The organism is Caulobacter sp. P1_D6 (assembly GCF_056406095.1).
In genome coordinates this window covers 102,916-121,879 of the sequence record NZ_JBFUAW010000007.1, presented here as the reverse complement: position 1 = coordinate 121,879, position 18,964 = coordinate 102,916, and the positions used below count along the sequence as shown (strand labels likewise).

Here is an 18,964-nt window from a genome sequence, read left to right as displayed (position 1 = left end):
GGTGGCCCTGGCCCTGATCGTGGCGGCGGCCCTGTTCGCCCTGGCGGGCGTCCACCTCTATTGGGGGCTGGGCGGTCGCTGGCCGGGCCATGACGAGGCCTCGATGGTCGAGCACGTGGTGGGGCGCACCCGCGGCATGCGCGCGCCGGGATTCCTGGCCTCCGCGGGGGTCGCCCTGGCGTTGGCGGCGGGCGGCGCTCTGGTCGCCGCGACCCTGAGCTCGACGCCCTGGGACGGCTGGCTGAAGGCCGCGCGCTGGTTGCTGTTCGCGGTCTTCGCCGGCCGGGGCTTGGCGACCTACGTCCCGCCCGTCTTCCGCTATGCCGAGGGCACGCCGTTCGCGACGCTCAATCGCCGCGCCTACGGGCCGCTGTGCCTGGCGATCGCCTTGGGGATTTTGGTTCTGCAGCTGTAGCGTCCGACACAACGATAAAAATCGAACGGGAGCGAAACATCATGGCCGATCGCATCAAGTCGCCCTTCGGGCCCTACACCGACGCTCGCGAGGTCGTGGCCGGCCAGAATCTGACCGGCAAGGTCGCCATCGTCACCGGCGGCGCCACCGGCATCGGGATCGAGACCGCCCGCGCCCTGGCCGAGGCTGGGGCCGAGGTGGTGATCGCCGTCCGCAAGCCCGATCTGGCCGAGGCCGCCGTCGCCGATCTCCAGAAGACGGCGAAGGGCAAGGTCAGCTGGTCGATGCTGGACCTTTCCAGCTTCAAGTCGATCCGGGCCTTCGCCGAGCGCTGGGGCGACCGCCCGCTGAACCTGCTGATCAACAACGCCGGGGTCATGGCCTGCCCGCTCGCCTACACCGAGGACGGGCTGGAGATGCAGATCGGCACCAACCACTTCGGCCACTTCCTGCTGTCGGTGCTGCTGGCCCCGAACCTGGTGGCCGGCGCCAGGTCGGGCTGGGGCTCGCGGCTGGTGTCGCTGTCGTCGATCGGCCACCGCCGCGCGCCGATGAACTTCGACGACCCGCACTTCCGCTCGCACCCCTACGAGAAGTGGGAGAGCTACGGCCAGGCCAAGACCGCCAACGCCCTGTTCGCGGTGGGCTTCGACAAGCGGTTCAAGGATCAGGGCGTGCGCGCCTTCGCCGTGATGCCCGGCGGCATCTTCACGCCCCTGCAGCGCCACCTGCCGATCGAGGAGCAGAAGGCGATGGGCTGGCTCGACGACGACGGCAATCCCCGCGAGGGCTTCAAGACCCCCGCCCAGGGCGCTTCGACCAGCGTCTGGGCGGCCGTCGGCGCGGAACTGGACGGGACCGGCGGCCTCTATCTGGAAGACCTGGCCCAGGCCGTTCCGTGGAGCAAGGAGCATCCCTGGTCCGGCGTCATGCCCCACGCCCTGGACCCCGAGGCCGCCGACCGCCTCTGGGCCCTGTCGGTCGAGACCACGGGCGCGGGGGGCTGACGCCGATCATCCGCCTTGCCGGGTCCACGCCGAAGGATCAGGGTCCCGTCCACCGTGTGATCGCCCGGGCCGGCGCCGTTCCGGCCAGAACCGCATCGAGAGCAGAAGCATGAGCAGCCTAGCTGGCAAGACCCTCTTCATCACCGGCGCCTCGCGCGGCATCGGCCTGGCCATCGCCCTGCGCGCGGCCCGCGACGGCGCCAACATCGTCATCGCCGCCAAGACCGCCGAGGCCCATCCCAAGCTGCCCGGCACCATCTACACCGCCGCCGCCGAGATCGAGGCGGCCGGCGGCAAGGCCCTGCCGCTTGTGGTGGACGTGCGCGAGGAGGCCAGCGTCCAGTCGGCCGTCGACAAGGCGGTCGAGACGTTTGGCGGGATCGATATCTGCGTGAACAACGCCTCGGCGATCTCGCTCACGGGCACGCTGTCGACCGACATGAAGCGCTACGACCTGATGCACCAGATCAACGGGCGCGGCACGTTCCTGACCTCGAAGATCTGCCTGCCGCACCTGAAGAAGTCGGCCAATCCGCACATCCTGGCCCTGTCGCCGCCGCTGGACATCAAGCCCCGCTGGTTCGCGCCGCACGTCGCCTATTCGATGGCCAAGTACAATATGAGCCTGTGCATGCTGGGCATGGCCGAGGAGTTCCGCGCCGACGGCGTGGCCTGCAACGCCCTGTGGCCGCGCACCGCCATCGCCACCGCCGCCATCCAGTTCGCGCTGACCGGCGAGGAAGGCCTCAAGCACTGCCGCACGGTCGAGATCATGGCCGACGCGGCCCACGCGATGTTCCTCAAGCCGTCGCGCGAGTTCACCGGCCAGTTCGTGATCGACGACACGTTCCTGTACGGCGAGGGCGAGCGCGACTTCGACAAATACCGCGTGGACCCGACCGCCACCCTGATGCCGGACTTCTTCGTGCCCGAGGACAGCGTTCCGCCGCCGGGGGTGGTGATCGGCTGACCGATCAGCGCGGGGGCCGCGTCTTCCGCGCCGCCGCCACCGCGATCGATTTCCGCGCCCAGTCGACCATCAGGTCGGGATCGTCCAGGGCCGCGGCCGGGGCGGTCCAATAGGCCATGGGGCTCATGCCGAACGGCGCGAACTGGGTGCTGCCGGCCGCCTCGAAGTCGGGGCGCAGGGCCTCGTCGCCCTTGAGGTACAGGGTGTCGTCGTCGACCAGGGCGAAGAACAGGCCTTGGGCGTAGAGCCCGACTCCGCCGAACATCTTGCGCGAGGTCAGCGGCCCGACAGGGGCCAGCTGTTCGAGCACGAAATCCAGATAGTCCGAAGAGACCGCCATATGCCCGTCGCCGCCAATGTCTCTGTTAGGCCGGCCGTCCCCGAGGACAGCGCCCTGATCCTGCGGTTCATCCGCGACCTGGCCGAGTACGAGAAGATGCTCGACGACGTGCGCACGACGCAAGACGACGTCACGGTGGCGCTGTTCGGCGAGAATCCCAAGGCCTTCTGCGACATCGCCGAGATTGACGGCGCGCCGGTGGGGTTCGCGTTGTGGTTCTACAACTTCTCGACCTTCGTCGGCCGGCACGGGATCTATCTGGAGGACCTGTTCGTGCGGCCCGACGCCCGGGGCTCCGGCGCGGGCAAGGCGCTGCTGGCCGGCCTGGCCAGGCGCTGCGTGGACGAGAACCTGGGCCGGCTGGAATGGGCCGTGCTCGACTGGAACGCCCCGTCGATCGCCTTCTACGACAGCCTGGGCGCGGCGACGATGGACGAGTGGGTCGTGCGGCGCATGACGGGCGAGGCGCTGCGGAAGCTGGCTAGCAGCTAACTCACCAACAACGCTTGTCATCCCGGACAAGGCCCGCAGGGCCGCCGATCCGGGACCGCCGGAAGCGCTGAGTTCACGCGTCGATCCCGGATCTTCGCGCTGCGCGCTCGTCCGGGATGACAACGAGAGTTTGGAACAGAGGCTCAGCCCTACTCCAGCCGGTCCGCCTTGCGCAGCTCCGGGAACATCCTGGCCCACGCGCCGGTGACGATCAGCGCCCCGACGCCGCCGAACACCGCCGCGCCGACCGGGCCCAGGAACCGCGCCGCGACGCCGCTCTCGAACTCGCCCAGCTCGTTGGAGGCGCTGATGAACAGGCCCGACACGGCGGCGACGCGGCCGCGCATCGGGTCTGGCGTGACCAGCTGCACCAGGGTCTGGCGGATATAGACCGAGACCATGTCGGCCCCGCCCAGCACCACCAGGGCGGCCACCGACAGCCAGACCCATTGCGACAGGCCGAACACCACCGTCGCCGCGCCGAACACGGCCACGGCGCCGAACATCAGCAGGCCCGCGCGGCGGCGGATCTGATGGCTGGCCAGGACGATCGCCACCAGGGTCGCGCCCACGGCGGGGGCGGCGCGCAGGATCCCGAAGCCCTCGGCCCCGACGTGCAGCACGTCACGGGCGAAGACCGGCAGCAGGGCCGTGGCCCCGCCCAGCAGCACGGCGAACAGGTCCAGCGAGATCGAGCCGAAGACGATCTTGTTGCGCCAGGTATAGGCCAGGCCTTCCTTGATCAGGGTCCAGCGCGAACCCGGCTGCACGACTGGCTTGGTCGACTGGCGGATGAAGGTCAGCAGCAGGCCGCCGATCAGGAACAGGCCCACCGACGCCCCGAAGGCCGTGGCCGGCGAGACGGCGCACAGCAAACCGCCCAGGGCCGGGCCGATGATCGAGGCGCTCTGCCAGGACAGCGAGTTCCAGGCGATGGCGCGCGGCAGCAGCGGGCGCGGCACCAGCATCGGTCCCATGGCGCTGGAGGCCGGCGACAGGAAGGCGCGGCCGGCCCCGAACAGCACGGCGATGGCGAAGATCGGCCACAGCGCGGTGTGTCCCGACCAGGCCAGCAGCCCCAGGCCCCCGGCGCACAGGATGTCGACGCCGATGGCGGCGGTCATGATCGCCTTGCGGTCATGGCGGTCGGCGGTCTCGCCGGCGGTCAGGGTCAGGAAGAACAGCGGGATGAACTGGGCCAGGCCCACCATGCCCAGCAGGAAGGCCCCCTGGCCCTCGTTATGTCCGGTCTCGCGGGCCAGGGTGTAGACCTGCCAGCCGATCGTCACGGCCTGGATCTGCACGGCCAGGGTGGCGACGAAGCGCGCGGCCCAGAAGAACACGAAGTCGGTCTGCTTCAGCAGAGCACGCATCGAGGTGTCCGTCGCTTCGATGGCCGAAGGGACGGAGTCGGGATCGGGGGGGAGGTCGGTCATCGCGGCGGACCATGTCCCCGAGCGAGCGTCACCGCAATTGAGATTGTTTGATGCGACAGTTGATTTCATTGACGCCAAGCGCCCTAGGCCCTATTTCGCGCCCCTCCAACGGAAGGAAAGCGCCGCCATGCGACGAATCTGCGCCGCGCGGACCGGAGTCCGCGTCTGAACGCCCCGGAAGCGGCCGTCTCGGCCGCGTCACGATCCGGGGCTATGTCCCCTTTTCGTGTTTCGGATCGTTAAGCGCCCATGTCGTCTTCCGCTGTCGCACCTTCGCCGCTGCTGCCCTCCATCCTGATCGAGCGTCCCGAGCACGCCCGCGCCGTCGAGGTGCTGGTCGATCGCGCCTTTGGCCCCGGCCGTTTCGCCAAGTCGTCCGAGCGCCTGCGCGAGGGCAACCACAAGCTGGACGACTGCTCGTTCGTGGCCCTGCTGGAAGGTCGGGTGATCGGCAGCGTGCGTCTTTGGCCAGTCACGGTGGGCGGTACGAGCGTCGCCTTCCTCGGCCCGCTGGCGGTCGACGCCGACGAGCGCAGCCACGGCCTGGGCCAGGCCCTGGTCGAAGCCGCCTGCCAGGCGGCCGCCAAGGCCGGCTGGCGTGCGGTGCTGCTGGTCGGCGACGCCCCCTATTTCGACCGCGTCGGCTTCTCGGCCGAGCCCGCCGCCCAGGCGACCATGCCCGGTCCGGCCGATCAGCGCCGGGTGCTGGTCAAGGCGCTGGTCGAGGGCGGCGACGCAGGCCTGGTGGGTCCGATCCGCATTCCTCTCCCTGTGGGGGAGGTGTCGGCGTAGCCGACGGAGGGGGGAGCGATCGGCAATAGGCAGGGTCCTGGACCGTCGATCCAAAAACTTCCCCCACCGATCGCCTCGCGATCGCCTCCCCCACAGGGGGAGGGCCGGCGAGCCTTGAGCCAAAGGCCGGCTTGCCCTACCTGAAACCCATGACCGTCGATCCCACACCTTCCGGCCTCGCAGGCGTCACCGCCGCCGCCAAGGAAGCGGGCGCGCGCGGCTTGCCGCCGGTGCACCTGTGGCATCCGGAGCATTGCGGCGACATCGACATCCGCATCCGCAAGGACGGGGTCTGGTTCCACGAAGGCACGCCGATCGGCCGTGAGGCGCTGGTGCGGCTGTTCTCGACCGTGCTGCGACTCGATCCGGACGGCTATCACCTGGTCACGCCGGTCGAGAAGCTGAAGATCCAGGTCGAGGACGCGCCCTTCATCGCCACGCGGGTGGACTTCCTTCCAGGTAAGGATGGGGTCGGCGACACGCTTCGCTTCGAGACCAATGTCGGCGACGTGGTCGAGGCGGGCCCCGACAACGCCATCCGGGTCGAGACCGATCCGGCGACCGGCGAGCCCCGGCCCTATCTGCACGTGCGGCGCGGGCTGGAGGCGCTGATCGCCCGGCCGGTGTTCTACGAGCTGGCCGAGTTGGCCGCCGAGCGCGACACGCCCGAGGGGCCGCGCCTAGGCGTGGCCTCGAACGGCGCCTGGTTCCCGATCGCCCCGGCCGGGGCGCATCGATCGTGACCATGACCCGTGACGAGCGGCGGGCATGGATCACGAGCAAGCTGGATCCGATCGACGCCTACGACCCCAGCCTGGACGCCGCGCGCTCGGACTTCGACCTCAATCCCGACCTGCGGCCCGACAATCCCCATGCGCTGCGCCCCGCCGCCGTGCTGGTGGGCCTGGTCGAGCGCGAGGCGGGCATGACCGTGCTGCTGACCCGCCGGGCCGACACCCTGCGCAGCCACACCGGCCAGATCGCCTTTCCCGGCGGCCGCTGCGACCCGGGCGAAACGCCGTGGGAGACCGCCCTGCGCGAGGCCCAGGAAGAGGTGAACCTCGATCCGAAGTTCGTCACCCTGGCCGGCCTGCTGCACGGCTACCGCACGGTGACCGGCTTCCACGTCACGCCGGTGGTCGGCTTCATCGACCCGGCCGCCACGGTCGAACCCAGCCCCGACGAGGTGGCCGACGTGTTCGAGACGCCGTTCTCGTTCCTGATGGATCCTGGCAACCATCAGCGCCAGCATCGCGACCTGCCGGACGGCGAGCGGCGGTTCTTCTACGCCATGCCCTGGAACGAACGGTTCATCTGGGGGGCGACGGCGGGCATGCTGCGGGGGCTGTACGAGCGTCTGCACGCGCCGGACGAAACGCCCGAGCCGACCTAGGCTCACCCAGCGTAAACCACGGAAAAATCTATGGTTAAGGTTATCAACGGGCTTGTTCCCCCGCGATAATCGTCTGAAATGCGTCGCCCCGCTCGCCGGGGCGTGTGGCGTACCGTGGGGGACAGCGTGAACACCGAGACGATAGGCGTGGCGCCGTGGATGGCGCTGCCGGAAACCCAGGCCGTGATCGCGGCGCTCGAAGCGCGGGGCTTCCCCGGCTGCGCGCGCTTCGTGGGCGGCTGCGTGCGCAACACCCTGATGGGCAAGCCCATCGACGACATCGACATCGCCACCACCCTGACCCCCGACCAGGTGATCGAGGCGCTGGGCGAGGCGGGCCTGCGCGCCATCCCCACCGGCGTCGACCACGGCACGGTCACGGCCATCTCCAGCGGCCGCCCCTACGAGATCACCACCCTGCGCCGCGACGTCTCGACCGACGGCCGCCGGGCGGTGGTGTCGTTCACCCAGGACTGGGACCAGGACGCCGAGCGCCGCGATTTCCGCTTCAACGCCCTCTATGTCGACATCCACGGCCGGCTGTACGACCCGACCGGCGAAGGCGTGAACGACGCGCGCGACGGGCGGGTGGTGTTCGTCGGCGATCCGATGACACGCATCCGCGAGGACTATCTGCGCATCCTGCGGTTCTTCCGTTTCCACGCCTGGTACGGCAAGGGCGACGCCGACCAGAAGGCCCTGGCCGCCTGCAAGGCGCTGAAGGGCATGGTCGAGGGCCGCGCCGCCGAGCGCACCCAGAAGGAGCTCTTGAAGCTGCTGGCGGCCGAGGATCCGCGCGCCGCCCTGCGGCTGATGGCGGCCACCAGCGTGCTGTCCTCGATCCTGCCGTCCGTGAAGTCCCTGGCCCGTTTCGAGGGGCTGATGACCATCGAGACCGAGCAGTTGTTCGAGAACGACCCCGAGCTGCGCCTGGCGGCCCTGATCCCCGACGATCCCAAGCTCGCCGAGCAGATGGCCGAGCGGCTGCGGCTGTCCAACGCCCTGAAGGAGAGGCTGGTCGAGGCGGTCGGCAAGTCGCCGCGCATCGTCAGTTGGATGAGCCCGCGCGAGACCCGCCGGGCGGTCTACGCCCTGGGGCTCAAGACCTTCAGCGACCGGGTCAAGCTGGCCTGGGCGGCCGCGGGCCGCACCGCCACCACGCCGCAATGGCGCGGCCTGCTGGCCCTGGGCGAAAGCTGGACCCCGCCGGCCTTCCCCTTGACCGGGGAAGAGATCCTGAAGGCCGGGGTGCCCAAGGGCCCGATGGTCGGCGAGGTGATGCGCGAGGTCGAGATCTGGTGGATCGACCAGGACTTCATCGAGGACAAGTTCTCGGCCATCGAACGGCTGAAGGCGGTCGCGCAGGGGATGGTGTTCTAGGGCCTCGAAGGGCGCGGGGCGCTTGCCTATAGCTGACGTCGACGCGTTGGAGGCTCCTGCCCATGAAGATCGGCCTGCTCGAGACCGGCGAACCGCCGGAACAGCTCCAGCTGGAGTTCGGCCGCTACGGAACCATGTTCCAGGACCTGCTGGGCCCCGGCCACGCCTATGTCACCTACGATGTCCAGGCCGGCGTCCTGCCCGCTGACCCTGCCGAGTGCGACGCCTATGTCGTCACCGGCTCGGCGGCCGGGGTCTATGACGACCTGCCGTGGATCGCGCCGCTGAAGGCCTTCCTGGTCGAGGCGCGCGACCAGCCTCTGGTCGGGGTCTGTTTCGGCCACCAGATCATGGCCGAGGCGTTCGGCGGCAAGGTCGTGAAATCCGACAAGGGCTGGGGCGTGGGCTTGCATGTCTATGACGTCGCCGAAGCCCAACCCTGGATGGACGGCGACGCCAAGGCCGCCGTTCCCGCCTCGCACCAGGACCAGGTGATCGTGATCCCCCCGGCCGCCCGGGCCGTGGCGGGCAGCGCCTTCACCCCCGCCGGGATCCTGGTCTATGACGACCGGCCCGCGATCTCGATGCAATTCCATCCCGAGTTCGACCCGGCCTATGCGCGGGCCCTGATCGAGGCCCGGCGCGGCAGCCGGTTCAGCGACGCCCAGGCCGACGCGGCGATCGCGAGCCTCGGCGGGGCCAACGACCGGCTGCGGGTGGCTGGCTGGATCGAGGCCTTTCTCACTCGCAACGGCTGAATTCTGGCAACCTGGACCGCAGCTCAGCCGTTCCGGCTGAAACGCGGGAGTCCAGGATCATGAGAGCTGTCACCGTCGTGCTCGTCGCCGGTTCGTTGATGGCCGGCGGGGCGCTGCTGTCCAGCGTTCGCGCCGCCGCGCCGCCCGTCGTCGCCGGGACGGCGGCCGCGCCGCCGCCCGAGACCCTGAAGAGCGCCGCCGATTTCGTGTCGATCCAGGATCCGGCCGCCCGCTCGCTGGCCCTGTTCGCCGAGGCCGGCAAGGTGATCAACAGTCCGCGCTGCATGAACTGCCACCCCGTCCAGCGCGCCCCGACCCAGGGCGACGACCGCCATGCGCACAATCCGCCGATGGTCGGGGGGCAGAGCGGCCACGGGCCGGTGGGCATGCCGTGCAGCTCGTGCCACGGCCCCGCCAACGTCCCCACCCTGGGCGTGGACATCAAGTCGATCCCCGGCGACCCGAAATGGGCCCTGGCCCCGGTCGAGATGGCCTGGCAGGGCAAGTCGCTGGGCGCGATCTGCGCCCAGATCAAGGACCCGGCCCGCAACGGCGGCAAGAACCTGGCGCAACTGCACCACCACATGGCCGAGGATCGCCTGGTCGGCTGGGCCTGGAATCCCGGCGAGGGCCGCCTGCCCGCGCCGGGCACCCAGGCGCGGTTCGGCGAGCTGGTGAAGGCCTGGATCGACACCGGAGCCAAGTGTCCCAAGGCCTGATCCAGTGCACGGATCGATTGCATAACGTCGGTATGCAAGGCTTGTAATTGGCGTATCTTCCCTGAACAATAAGAGGGGAGGCTGATGGACAAGTTCGACGACGTGATCGCGACGATCGCCGCCATGGGCGGTCTGGGCCTGGCCGCGATGGCCCTGGTCGACGCCCTCAAGGCCGTGCCCGGCGGCGGCGTCTCGCGCATCGGCTTCGGCCATATCCGCAAGGTCCTGCGGATGTTCGACAAGGTCCTGGTCCGCGCCGCCGGCGACCAGTGGGAGGCCGTGATCATGGCCCACTGGATCAACGGCCGCGACCGCGACGACCAGATCGGCGTGATCCGGTCGCTGCTGCGGCTGGGCCTCAATCCCGACACGGCGGGCCAATTGGCGGTGATCGGCAATGTCGACGCCGCGGCCCTGGGCAAGGCCGCCGGCAAGCTGACCGCCGGCTCGGCGCTCAGCGAGGCCGAGATAAACCTGATCGGGAGGGTCGAGGCGGCGGTCGAAGCGCACCTCGACGCGGCCTTCGACCTGGCCGAACAGGCCTATCGCAACACCGCCCGCGCGCTGTCCGGCCTGGTCGCGGTGGTGCTGGCGGTGACGGCCGGGATCCTGCTGTCGACGCCGGCCGAGCCCATTGATCCGCGCATCGCGGCGCTGATCGGCCTGCTGGCGGTGCCGATCGCGCCGATCGCCAAGGATCTGGTCAGCGCGCTGACGGCCAGCGCCCGGGCGGTCCGGCCGCGCGACAGCTGAGGCGGTCATGAGCCTGTACCTGAACCTGCGCTACGAGGCGGTCGGCGGCGGCCTGCGCAAGGATCCCTACCTGATCGAGGGCGACGGCAAGGCCGCCAAGCCGCTGATGAGGTCGCTGACCCCCAGCGAAGCGGCCCAGCGCGTGGCGGGGCGCACCCTGGTCTTCACCGTGCACGGCTTCAACGTGTCCTACGCCAGCGGCCTGTGCTCCCTGGCGCGGCTGGAGGACAAGCTGGCGCCGCTGCTGCCGCCGCATTTCCTGATGGTCGGGGTGCTGTGGCCCGGCGACTTCATCATCCCGGCGATCAACTATCCGGGCGAGTGGCGCGACGCGGTCAACGGCGGCAAGGCCGTGGCCCGGTTCGCCAACACCACCCTGCGCGGGGCCGCCGACTTCTGCTTCCTGTCCCACAGCCTGGGCGGCCGGCTGACGCTGGAGGCGGTGGCGGGGTTGAGCCGCAAGGCCTCGCGCGTCTGCCTGACGGCCGCGGCCACCGACGCCGACTGCCTGGAGCGGCCCTACAACACCGCCGTCGCCAACAGCGGCCATCTGACCTACCTGGCCTCGCTGCAGGACATGGTGCTGAAGCTGGCCTATCCGATCGGCGACTGGGCGGGCCACGTCTTCTTCGGCGACAAGGACGACGACATGGCCGGGGCGCTGGGCCGCTACGGCGCCAAGTGGCCGCGCACCCGCAGCCCCAAGGCCTGGGGCTTCACGGTCGCCGACGACCTGAAGTACGACCACGGCAACTATTTTCCGCCCGGCAAGGCCACGATCCCCGACAAGCCCAGCCAAGGGCAGGTGGCGAAGTTCGCGGCGCGCTTCCTGGCAGGCGGCGCGCCGTCCTGGCCGCCGGCGCCTTAGGCCTCTACGGCCACTTCACCTCGGGCGGCATCGAGCTGAGGATCGACTCGACGTTGCCGCCGGTCTTCAGGCCGAACATCGTGCCGCGGTCGTAGAGCAGGTTGAACTCCACATAGCGGCCGCGCTGCACTAACTGCTGCTCGCGCTCCTCGGCGCTCCAGGCCTCGCCCATCCGGCGGCGGACCAGGGTGGGGTAGATCTCCAGGAACGCCTTGCCGACGTCCTGCGTGAACGCGAAGTCGCGGGCCCAGTCGCCGCTGTCGTGATGGTCGTAGAAGATTCCGCCGATCCCGCGCGGCTCGTTGCGGTGGGGCAGGAAGAAGTACTCGTCGCACCAGGCCTTGTACTTGGCGTGCCAGGCCGGATCGTGGGCGTCGCAGGCGCGCTGATAGGCGGCGTGGAAGTCGATCGCGTCGGGGAAGTCCTGTTGGCGCTGATAGCCGAGCAGGGGGGTCAGGTCGCCGCCGCCGCCGAACCAGCTTTTCGTGGTGGCGATGAAGCGGGTGTTCATGTGCACGGCCGGCACGCGCGGATTGCGCATGTGGGCGATCAGGCTGATCCCGGTGGCGAAGAACCGGGGATCCTCGTCGGCGCCGGGCATGGTCTTGGCCATCTCGGGCGTGAAGGTCCCGAACACCGTCGAGACGTGCACCCCGACCTTCTCGAACAGGCGGCCGTGCATCATCGACATCACCCCGCCGCCGCCGGCGTCGCGATTCCAGGGCTTGCGCGCGAAACGGCCCGGCTCGCCGGCATAGAGCTCGGCGGGGGCCTCGTCCTCCAGGCGCTCGAACTCCGCGCAGATCCGGTCGCGCAGGTTTTCGAACCAGGCGCGGGCGGTGGCTTTCTTGCCGTCGAGGTCGACAGGGGAGGAAGAAAGGTCGGTCATGTCGGCGGCTTAAGCGCTTCCGTCGCGCCGTGCAAATCGGGATGGGCGCCTAAGCGTTTGTGCGTAGCCGGGGCGCCGCCCGCTAACCAGGACTGGACCCGGCGGTCCTGGTCTTGTTAGGTCGAAAGTTCGGTATGCGGGGGTTCTCATGGCTTTGATCTCGGGAACGCCGGGCGATGACGTCCTGGTTGGAACAAGCGACGGCGACTCGATCGACGGCGGCGGCGGCAACGACAGCCTCTCGGGGCTTGGCGGCCTGGATTCGCTCCGGGGCGGCGCGGGCGACGACGTGCTGGATGGCGGTACGGGAGGCGAGCGCGCGCCCTCCCTGCTGGTCAACCAGACGAACGTCACCGCCGAGATCTCGGTCAACGGCGGGGATGTCGCCGACTATGGCGACGCGACCAGCGGCGTGACCGTCAATCTGACCCTGACCGGCCAGCAGAACACGGGTTGGGGCTGGGACACCCTGATCGACATCGAGGACATCGTCGGCGGGACCGGCGCGGACAGGCTGACCGGCAACGACAACGCCAACATGCTGCTGGGCGGCGGCGGTGACGACCAGTTGGCCGGCGGCGGCGGCAACGACATTCTCGTGGGCTCGCTGGGCAACGACACCATCCATGGCGGCGACGGCGCCGACGTGCTGCGAGGCGGGTCGATCTCGCTCGGCTACGACGCCGACGGCGGCGTGGATCACCTGTACGGCGACGGCGGCGACGACATCATCCGGGGTTCGGCGGGGCACGATTGGCTCTACGGCGGCGACGGAAACGACAGCCTGCAGGGGATGCACGGCGCCGACTATTACGCCGGCGAGGCCGGAGACGACACGATCGCCGCCGACTTCGGCGATCTGGAAGTCAACGCGGGCGACGGGAACGACCAGATTTCCCTCGACGCCGCGCCGAGCGGCGAGGCTCAGCAGTTGACCTTCGTCGGGGGCGGAAATGGCGACGACGTCATCCATGTCTCGGCCAGCCCGGGGACCTTGACCAAGGGCCTGACGATCGCCGGCGGCGCGGGTTCGGACACCGTGGCGTTCGAGCTGCCGCTCTTCCTGCAGGGCCCGATCGTCCTGAACGTGAACGCCGCCGCCAGCGAGCCAGGGTTGCACTTCACGGACATAGAGACGTTCACCGGCTTCACGCTCGCCCTAGACTTCCTGGGCGGCGCGAGCAACGAGACGGTGCTGACCGGGGGTCTGGCCGATCGCCTGGCCGGAGGCGGCGGCGACGACATCCTGTCCAGCGGCGGCGGCGACGACGTGCTGTTGGGCGGCGATGGCGCGGACCAGCTGTTCGGAGACTACGGCAACGATCACCTGTACGGCGGCGCGGGCGCGGACCAGCTCGACGGCGGCTTCGGCTTCGACCTCGTCCGCTATGACGACGCAACCTCGGCCGTCCAGGTGAGCCTGGCCTCTGGGTTTGGCGGTGGCGGGGCGGCGGGCGACATCTATGTCAAAATCGAGGGCGTGGTCGGGTCGGCGTTCAACGACTTCATCACGGGCGGCGACAACGGCAGCCAGATTTTCGGCCAGGACGGGGACGACGTCATCCAGGCGGGTCTGGTACGCAACATCCTGAACGGCGGCGCGGGCGCGGATCATTTCTATCTGTCGGGCGGCGTGGACAACGTGAACGGCGGTGAGGGCCTGGATCTGGTCCGCTACGACTATGCAGGCGCCGCCGTCTCCGTCGACCTGGGGCAAAGGGGCACGGCGGGCGACGCCGCGGGCGACAGCTATGTCTCGATCGAAAGCGTCGTGGGTTCGGGCTTCTCCGACACGCTGATCGGCGACTTGACCGGCAACATCCTGTACGGCCAGGGGGGCGACGACGTCCTCAAGGGCCTCCTGGGCGATGATCAATTGCTGGGCGGTTCAGGCAATGACCACCTGTACGGCGGCATCGGCGGCGACCTGCTGGACGGCGGCGCGGGCTTCGACCTGGCGCGGTTCGACGATCTGGCCGACGGCGTCATCGTCGATCTCCAGAACGGCCTGACGGCGTCGGGCGACCAACTGATCTCGATCGAGGGACTGGTCGCGACGGATCAGGTCGACAACCTCTACGGGGACGGCGGGGGCAACGTGATCTACGCCCTGGCGGGAGACGATCGCCTCGTCGGCGGCGCCGGCGACGACGCCCTGTACGGCGGCGCGGGCTCGGACATCTTCGCGTTCGACGCGCGGTCGGGCGTGGATACGATCGGCGATTTCGACGCCTTTGGCGCGGACCACGACACCATCGGAATCCAGACCAACGCCAACGGCTCAGGTATCGTCGATTTCGCGACGCTGACGGCCCACGCCCATGACAGTGCGACGGGCCTGGTCATCGATCTGGGCGCCGCGAACGAGGTCCACCTCACCGGCGTCACCCTGGCCGATCTGAACGCCGGGCTGTTCTTCTTCTATTGAGTTCGATCAGGGTCGGCGGGGCGGGCGGGGTTCAGGTCGGAAACCCGTCCGTCTGTCGCAGGGCCTCGCCGAGGGCCATGGCGGCGGTGGTCGCCAGATTCATCGACCGCGCCTCCGGCCGCAGGGGGATCGTCAGGCGCGAGAAGGCCGCGTCATGAACCTCCGGTGGCGCGCCGCGGCTTTCGTTGCCGAACAACAGGGTGTCGCCTGCCTGAAAGTCGAACTTGTGGAAGAGCGCCGTCGCCTTGGTGGTGAACAGCAGCAATCGGCCCTCGCGACGTTCGGGCGCGGCAAGGAACGCTTCCCACGACGCGTGGCGGATCATGTGCGTCAACGGACCATAATCCAGGGCCGCGCGCTTCAAGCTCTTGTCGTCCAAAGGGAAACTGCACGGCTCGATGACGTCCAGCCCCACGCCCAGGCAGGCGCCCAAACGGATCGCCGCGCCCACGTTCTGAGGAATGCCGGGTTGAAAAAGCGCGAGCCGCATTCTAAGCGAACCACCATAGAGCCAGCAGGGGCATTTGCTGCGAATCGAAAGGGCTTGCGGACTTCGTCCGCGCGTCCGATAGGACGATCCGCTTTTGCCTCTTGTGGCGAAGACCCGTTCGCGGGTCCAGACAGTATGCGCCGACAGGCGTTTCTCCAGGCCGGGCCGTCTTTGGCGGCGCGGCGGCATCGAAGGGTGACTTGGGTGGCCGACACCGCCGTGGGCGCAAAAACTGATCCGGCGCATGGGGAAGACCCCAGCCGCCGGGATTTCATTTACATCGCGACGATCGCGGTCGCCGCAGGGGGCGCCGCTTCGATCGCGTGGCCGTTCATCGACCAGATGAACCCCGCCGCCGATACGCGGGCCCTGGCCTCGATCGAGTTCGACGTGACCAAGGTCGGCGAAGGCCAGCAGGTCGTCGTCAAGTGGCGCGGCAAGCCGCTGTTCGTGCGTAACCGCACCAAGGCCGAGATCGCCAAGGCGGTCGCGGACGACGGCGCGTCGATGAAGGATCCCGAAAAGGATTCGGCGCGCGTGAAGCCGGGCAAGTCCCAGTGGCTGATCGTCGGCGGCAACTGCACCCACCTCGGCTGCGTCCCGACCTTCGGCGGCGGCGAGTACGGCGGCTGGTTCTGCCCGTGCCACGGCTCGGTCTACGACACCTCGGGTCGTATCCGTAAGGGTCCGGCTCCGAAGAACCTGATCGTTCCGGAGTACGCCTTCCTGTCCGACACCAAGGTCAAGATCGGTTAAGCGAGATGAGCGGACATTCGACCTACGAACCCAAGACCGGTTTCGAGCGCTGGCTCGACGCCCGTCTGCCGATCGTGCGCCTGGGCTACGACAGCTTTGTCGACTACCCCACGCCGCGTAACCTGAACTACTGGTGGACCTTCGGCGGCATCCTGTCGCTGTGCCTGGCCTCGCAGCTGATCACCGGCATCATCCTGGTGATGCACTACACGCCGAGCGCCGACCACGCCTTCGCCAGCGTCGAGCACATCATGCGCGACGTGAACTACGGCTGGCTGATCCGCTACATGCACGCCAACGGCGCGTCGATGTTCTTCATCGCCGTCTACATCCACATGCTCCGCGGCCTCTACTACGGCTCCTACAAGGCGCCGCGCGAAGTGCTGTGGCTGCTGGGCTGCGTGATCTACCTGCTGATGATGGCCACGGCCTTCATGGGCTACGTCCTGCCCTGGGGCCAGATGAGCTTCCACGGCGCGGTCGTGATCACCAACCTGTTCGGGGCCCTGCCGCTGGTCGGCGAGAGCATCACCACCTGGCTGTGGGGCGGCTTCGCGGTCGACAACCCCACCCTGAACCGCTTCTTCTCGCTGCACTACCTGCTGCCCTTCATGATCGCCGGCGTGGTGATCCTGCACATCTGGGCGCTGCACGTGGTGGGCCAGAACAACCCGACCGGCGTCGAGCCCAAGTCGAAGGCCGACACCCTGCCCTTCACCCCGTACGCGACGGTGAAGGACGGGTTCGCGATGAGCGTCTTCCTGATCCTCTTCGCCTGGTTCGTCTTCTTCATGCCCAACGCCCTGGGCCACGCCGACAACTACATCCCGGCCAACCCGCTGGTGACGCCGTCGCACATCGTTCCGGAATGGTACTTCCTGCCGTTCTACGCGATCCTGCGCGCCGTTCCGGACAAGCTGATGGGCGTTCTCGCCATGTTCGGCGCGATCGCCTGCCTGTTCGCCCTGCCGTGGCTGGACACGTCGAAGGTGCGCTCGATGCGCTACCGCCCGACCGCGAAGATCCACTTCTTCATCTTCGTGGTGGCGTGCTGCATCCTGGGCGTCTGCGGCGCCAAGCTGCCGGACGACCAGGTCATCCCGGGCCTGACCACGTTCCAGCTGATGTCTTCGGACCTCAACAGCTTCGTGTGGCTCAGCCGCGTGGCCGCGCTGTACTACTTCGCTTTCTTCCTGGTGATCCTGCCGCTGCTGGGCCTGACCGAAAAGACCCTGCCGGTGCCGGATTCCATCGCCTCTCCCGCCCTGTCGCACCCGGCCGCCGCTCCGGCCGAAGCGACCGCCGCGCCTGAAATGAAGGGCTGATCCCGATGCTGCGCAAACTCTCCGTCATCGCAGCGGTCGCGGGTCTCCTGACGGCCGGCGTCGCCGGTCCGGCCCTGGCGGCCCACGGCGCCCTGCCGGCCAAGAAGGTCGAGTGGTCGTTCGACGGCCCGCTCGGCAAGTTCGACAAGAACCAGCTGCAGCGCGGCTACAAGGTCTATCGTGAGGTCTGCTCGGCCTGCCACGCGATGAGCCTGGTCAGCTTCCGCAACCTCGGCGACAAGGGCGGTCCGTTCTACGACGAGAAGTACCCGAACTCGAACGACAACCCGTACGTCAAGGCGATCGCCAAGGACTACGAGGTCGCCGACATCGACAACGAGACCGGCGACACCATCAAGCGCCCGGCCACCCCGGCCGACCGCTTCCCGTCGCCGTTCCCGAACGAAGCCGCGGCCCGCGCCGGCAACGGCGGCGCCCTGCCGCCGGACATGTCGCTGCTGGCCAAGGCCCGCGAAGAGGGTCCGGACCACATCTACTCGATCGTCACCGGCTACGCGGCCCCGCCGCCCGGCCTGAAGATGGATCCGACCCAGCACTACAACAAGTACATGGCGGGCGACCTGAGCTCGTATTGGTCGGGTCCGCACGACCACGTGCCCCCGGGCGGCTTCATCGCCATGGCTCCGCCGCTGAAGGCCGGCCAGGTGACCTTCGACGACGGCACCCCGTCGACGCTGGACCAGCAGGCCAAGGACGTCTCGGCCTTCCTGATGTGGGCCGCCGAGCCCAAGCTGGAAGAGCGCAAGCAGACCGGCTTCGTCGTGCTGATCTATCTGGTGCTGTTCGCGGGCCTGCTCTACGCGAGCTACCGCAAGGTCTGGAAGAACGAGTCGCACTGACCCGTTCTGACGCCTGAAGAGATCAGGGCTCGGCGGTGACGCCGGGCCCTTTTTCTTGGCCGATCGGGTGGGGCGCCGGAGCAGGGGTCAGCCACAGCCGCAGGGCCTGGGGATCCAGCCGCAGGTGATAGGCCGACAGGACGTCGACGCCGACGGCCCCGACCACGCCGTCGGGCAGGTCGCCGGCCACCACGGCCGGCAGGTCCTGGCGCAGGGTTCCGTTCAGCGACAGGCCGCGCAGGGTTCCGGCCGGCTTCTGGCGCGGCCCGTCGGCGGCCCCGCGGGCCCGAACGCCGCCGCCCGAGGCGGTGTCCAGGGCGAAGGGGCCGGAGACCCCCGTCAGGCCGTCCGAAGCCGCCGCCGGGATGGTCGGCACGCCGCCCACCATGACGACGCGGATCGCGCCCCGCTCGTGGCCGTGCGTCGATCCCGGCCGCTCCAGCCGCAGGCGGCAGGGGGCGAAGTCCAGGGTGACCACATAACGGTCCAGGATGTCGGCCCCGATCACCCCGGTGATCGGCGTGAAGAAGCCGACACCGCGATAGTCGAGGTCCTCGACCGTCACCGCCGTCCCGGGCGCTTGCTGTCCGGCCACCCGCACCGGCAGGGTCAGGGCCGTCTCGGCATAGCCGCCGCGCTGGGCGGCGGTGTTGTGCAGCAGGGTGCGGGGCGCCGACAGGTCGATCACGAAGTCGCCCGCCATGTCGCCGATCGCGGCGGGGGCCACCACGGCGCCGTTCTCGAACCAGCAGGCGGTCTCGCCCGCCATGGCCGGCGTCGCCGTCAGGCTCAGGAACAGCAGAGGGGCGAGGCGACGCATGATCCGATCCTAGCCAAGGTTTGCGCCGCGGGCGACCGTCGAGCGCGACCGGTGTTCGATAAGGGTTGACCCA

At 69.1% G+C, this 18,964-nt stretch carries 21 protein-coding genes; 16 read left to right on the top strand and 5 right to left on the bottom strand.

What is annotated here, in order from left to right; genetic code table 11:
• Position 1 precedes the first annotated feature (1 nt).
• The 3 genes from AC1DYP_RS04880 to AC1DYP_RS04870 all read left to right on the top strand — a co-directional run bounded on the left by AC1DYP_RS04880 (position 2) and on the right by AC1DYP_RS04870 (position 2,392).
• Entirely contained in the window at positions 2-415 is a 414-nt protein-coding gene (locus AC1DYP_RS04880) for a DUF3995 domain-containing protein (protein ID WP_477045365.1), read from the top strand.
• A 41-nt stretch (positions 416-456) separates the two neighbouring features.
• Positions 457-1,422, top strand: a complete 966-nt coding sequence (locus AC1DYP_RS04875) for an SDR family NAD(P)-dependent oxidoreductase (RefSeq protein ID WP_477045364.1) — start codon at positions 457-459, stop codon at positions 1,420-1,422.
• A 109-nt stretch (positions 1,423-1,531) separates the two neighbouring features.
• Positions 1,532-2,392, top strand: a complete 861-nt coding sequence (locus AC1DYP_RS04870; protein ID WP_477035216.1) for an SDR family oxidoreductase — start codon at positions 1,532-1,534, stop codon at positions 2,390-2,392.
• A gap of 4 nt (positions 2,393-2,396) precedes the next feature.
• On the opposite strand, the gene AC1DYP_RS04865 is transcribed toward AC1DYP_RS04870, so the two are convergent.
• On the bottom strand, positions 2,397-2,732 hold the full coding sequence (locus tag AC1DYP_RS04865) for a TfoX/Sxy family protein (protein WP_477045363.1): 336 nt from the start codon (positions 2,730-2,732) through the stop codon (positions 2,397-2,399).
• On the opposite strand from AC1DYP_RS04865, the gene AC1DYP_RS04860 reads away from it, so the two are divergent.
• Positions 2,733-3,224 (top strand): N-acetyltransferase family protein, encoded by a 492-nt coding sequence (locus AC1DYP_RS04860; protein WP_477045362.1) that lies wholly within the window; start codon positions 2,733-2,735, stop codon positions 3,222-3,224. It begins immediately after the preceding gene.
• Between the two features lie 149 nt (positions 3,225-3,373).
• Here AC1DYP_RS04860 and AC1DYP_RS04855 read toward each other — a convergent pair whose 3' ends face one another.
• Positions 3,374-4,660, bottom strand: coding sequence for an MFS transporter (locus tag AC1DYP_RS04855; RefSeq protein WP_477045361.1), 1,287 nt, complete (start codon positions 4,658-4,660; stop codon positions 3,374-3,376).
• A gap of 249 nt (positions 4,661-4,909) precedes the next feature.
• On the opposite strand from AC1DYP_RS04855, the gene AC1DYP_RS04850 reads away from it, so the two are divergent.
• From AC1DYP_RS04850 to AC1DYP_RS04815, 8 genes are all read left to right on the top strand, one after another.
• Positions 4,910-5,452 carry a GNAT family N-acetyltransferase gene (locus AC1DYP_RS04850; protein ID WP_477045360.1) on the top strand — a complete coding sequence of 181 codons (543 nt, stop codon included), beginning with the start codon at positions 4,910-4,912 and terminating at the stop codon, positions 5,450-5,452.
• Between the two features lie 149 nt (positions 5,453-5,601).
• Positions 5,602-6,195, top strand: coding sequence for a DUF1285 domain-containing protein (locus tag AC1DYP_RS04845; RefSeq protein ID WP_477045359.1), 594 nt, complete (start codon positions 5,602-5,604; stop codon positions 6,193-6,195).
• A gap of 2 nt (positions 6,196-6,197) precedes the next feature.
• Positions 6,198-6,845 (top strand): CoA pyrophosphatase, encoded by a 648-nt coding sequence (locus AC1DYP_RS04840; RefSeq protein WP_477045377.1) that lies wholly within the window; start codon positions 6,198-6,200, stop codon positions 6,843-6,845.
• Between the two features lie 126 nt (positions 6,846-6,971).
• On the top strand, positions 6,972-8,225 hold the full coding sequence (locus tag AC1DYP_RS04835) for a CCA tRNA nucleotidyltransferase (RefSeq protein ID WP_477045358.1): 1,254 nt from the start codon (positions 6,972-6,974) through the stop codon (positions 8,223-8,225).
• Positions 8,226-8,287: 62 nt separating this feature from the next.
• Positions 8,288-8,983: a glutamine amidotransferase-related protein gene (locus tag AC1DYP_RS04830; protein WP_477045357.1), complete on the top strand. Its 696-nt coding sequence runs from the start codon at positions 8,288-8,290 to the stop codon at positions 8,981-8,983.
• A 59-nt stretch (positions 8,984-9,042) separates the two neighbouring features.
• Positions 9,043-9,702, top strand: a complete 660-nt coding sequence (locus AC1DYP_RS04825) for an Isoquinoline 1-oxidoreductase subunit (protein ID WP_477045356.1) — start codon at positions 9,043-9,045, stop codon at positions 9,700-9,702.
• 84 nt (positions 9,703-9,786) lie between these two features.
• Complete coding sequence (locus AC1DYP_RS04820) at positions 9,787-10,455, top strand: hypothetical protein (RefSeq protein WP_477035225.1); 669 nt, start codon at positions 9,787-9,789, stop codon at positions 10,453-10,455.
• Between the two features lie 7 nt (positions 10,456-10,462).
• Entirely contained in the window at positions 10,463-11,323 is an 861-nt protein-coding gene (locus AC1DYP_RS04815) for an alpha/beta hydrolase (RefSeq protein WP_477045355.1), read from the top strand.
• Between the two features lie 4 nt (positions 11,324-11,327).
• Here the strand turns inward: AC1DYP_RS04815 and hemF are convergent, their stop codons facing one another.
• Entirely contained in the window at positions 11,328-12,212 is an 885-nt protein-coding gene (hemF, locus tag AC1DYP_RS04810) for an oxygen-dependent coproporphyrinogen oxidase (RefSeq protein WP_477045354.1), read from the bottom strand.
• 148 nt (positions 12,213-12,360) lie between these two features.
• Here hemF and AC1DYP_RS04805 point away from each other — a divergent pair, with 148 nt between their 5' ends.
• Entirely contained in the window at positions 12,361-14,640 is a 2,280-nt protein-coding gene (locus AC1DYP_RS04805; protein ID WP_477045353.1) for a calcium-binding protein, read from the top strand.
• Positions 14,641-14,671: 31 nt separating this feature from the next.
• Here AC1DYP_RS04805 and AC1DYP_RS04800 read toward each other — a convergent pair whose 3' ends face one another.
• Positions 14,672-15,130 (bottom strand): tRNA (cytidine(34)-2'-O)-methyltransferase, encoded by a 459-nt coding sequence (locus tag AC1DYP_RS04800; RefSeq protein WP_477045352.1) that lies wholly within the window; start codon positions 15,128-15,130, stop codon positions 14,672-14,674.
• A 204-nt stretch (positions 15,131-15,334) separates the two neighbouring features.
• Between AC1DYP_RS04800 and petA the strand changes: the two genes are divergently transcribed.
• From petA to AC1DYP_RS04785, 3 genes are read left to right on the top strand one after another with little or no spacing between them, the layout of a single operon-like run.
• Complete coding sequence (gene petA / locus AC1DYP_RS04795; protein WP_477035230.1) at positions 15,335-15,886, top strand: ubiquinol-cytochrome c reductase iron-sulfur subunit; 552 nt, start codon at positions 15,335-15,337, stop codon at positions 15,884-15,886.
• A gap of 5 nt (positions 15,887-15,891) precedes the next feature.
• On the top strand, positions 15,892-17,211 hold the full coding sequence (locus AC1DYP_RS04790; protein WP_477035231.1) for a cytochrome b: 1,320 nt from the start codon (positions 15,892-15,894) through the stop codon (positions 17,209-17,211).
• A 5-nt stretch (positions 17,212-17,216) separates the two neighbouring features.
• On the top strand, positions 17,217-18,071 hold the full coding sequence (locus AC1DYP_RS04785; protein WP_477035232.1) for a cytochrome c1: 855 nt from the start codon (positions 17,217-17,219) through the stop codon (positions 18,069-18,071).
• A 22-nt stretch (positions 18,072-18,093) separates the two neighbouring features.
• Here AC1DYP_RS04785 and AC1DYP_RS04780 read toward each other — a convergent pair whose 3' ends face one another.
• Positions 18,094-18,891, bottom strand: a complete 798-nt coding sequence (locus tag AC1DYP_RS04780; RefSeq protein WP_477045351.1) for a pepsin/retropepsin-like aspartic protease family protein — start codon at positions 18,889-18,891, stop codon at positions 18,094-18,096.
• Positions 18,892-18,964 lie beyond the last annotated feature (73 nt).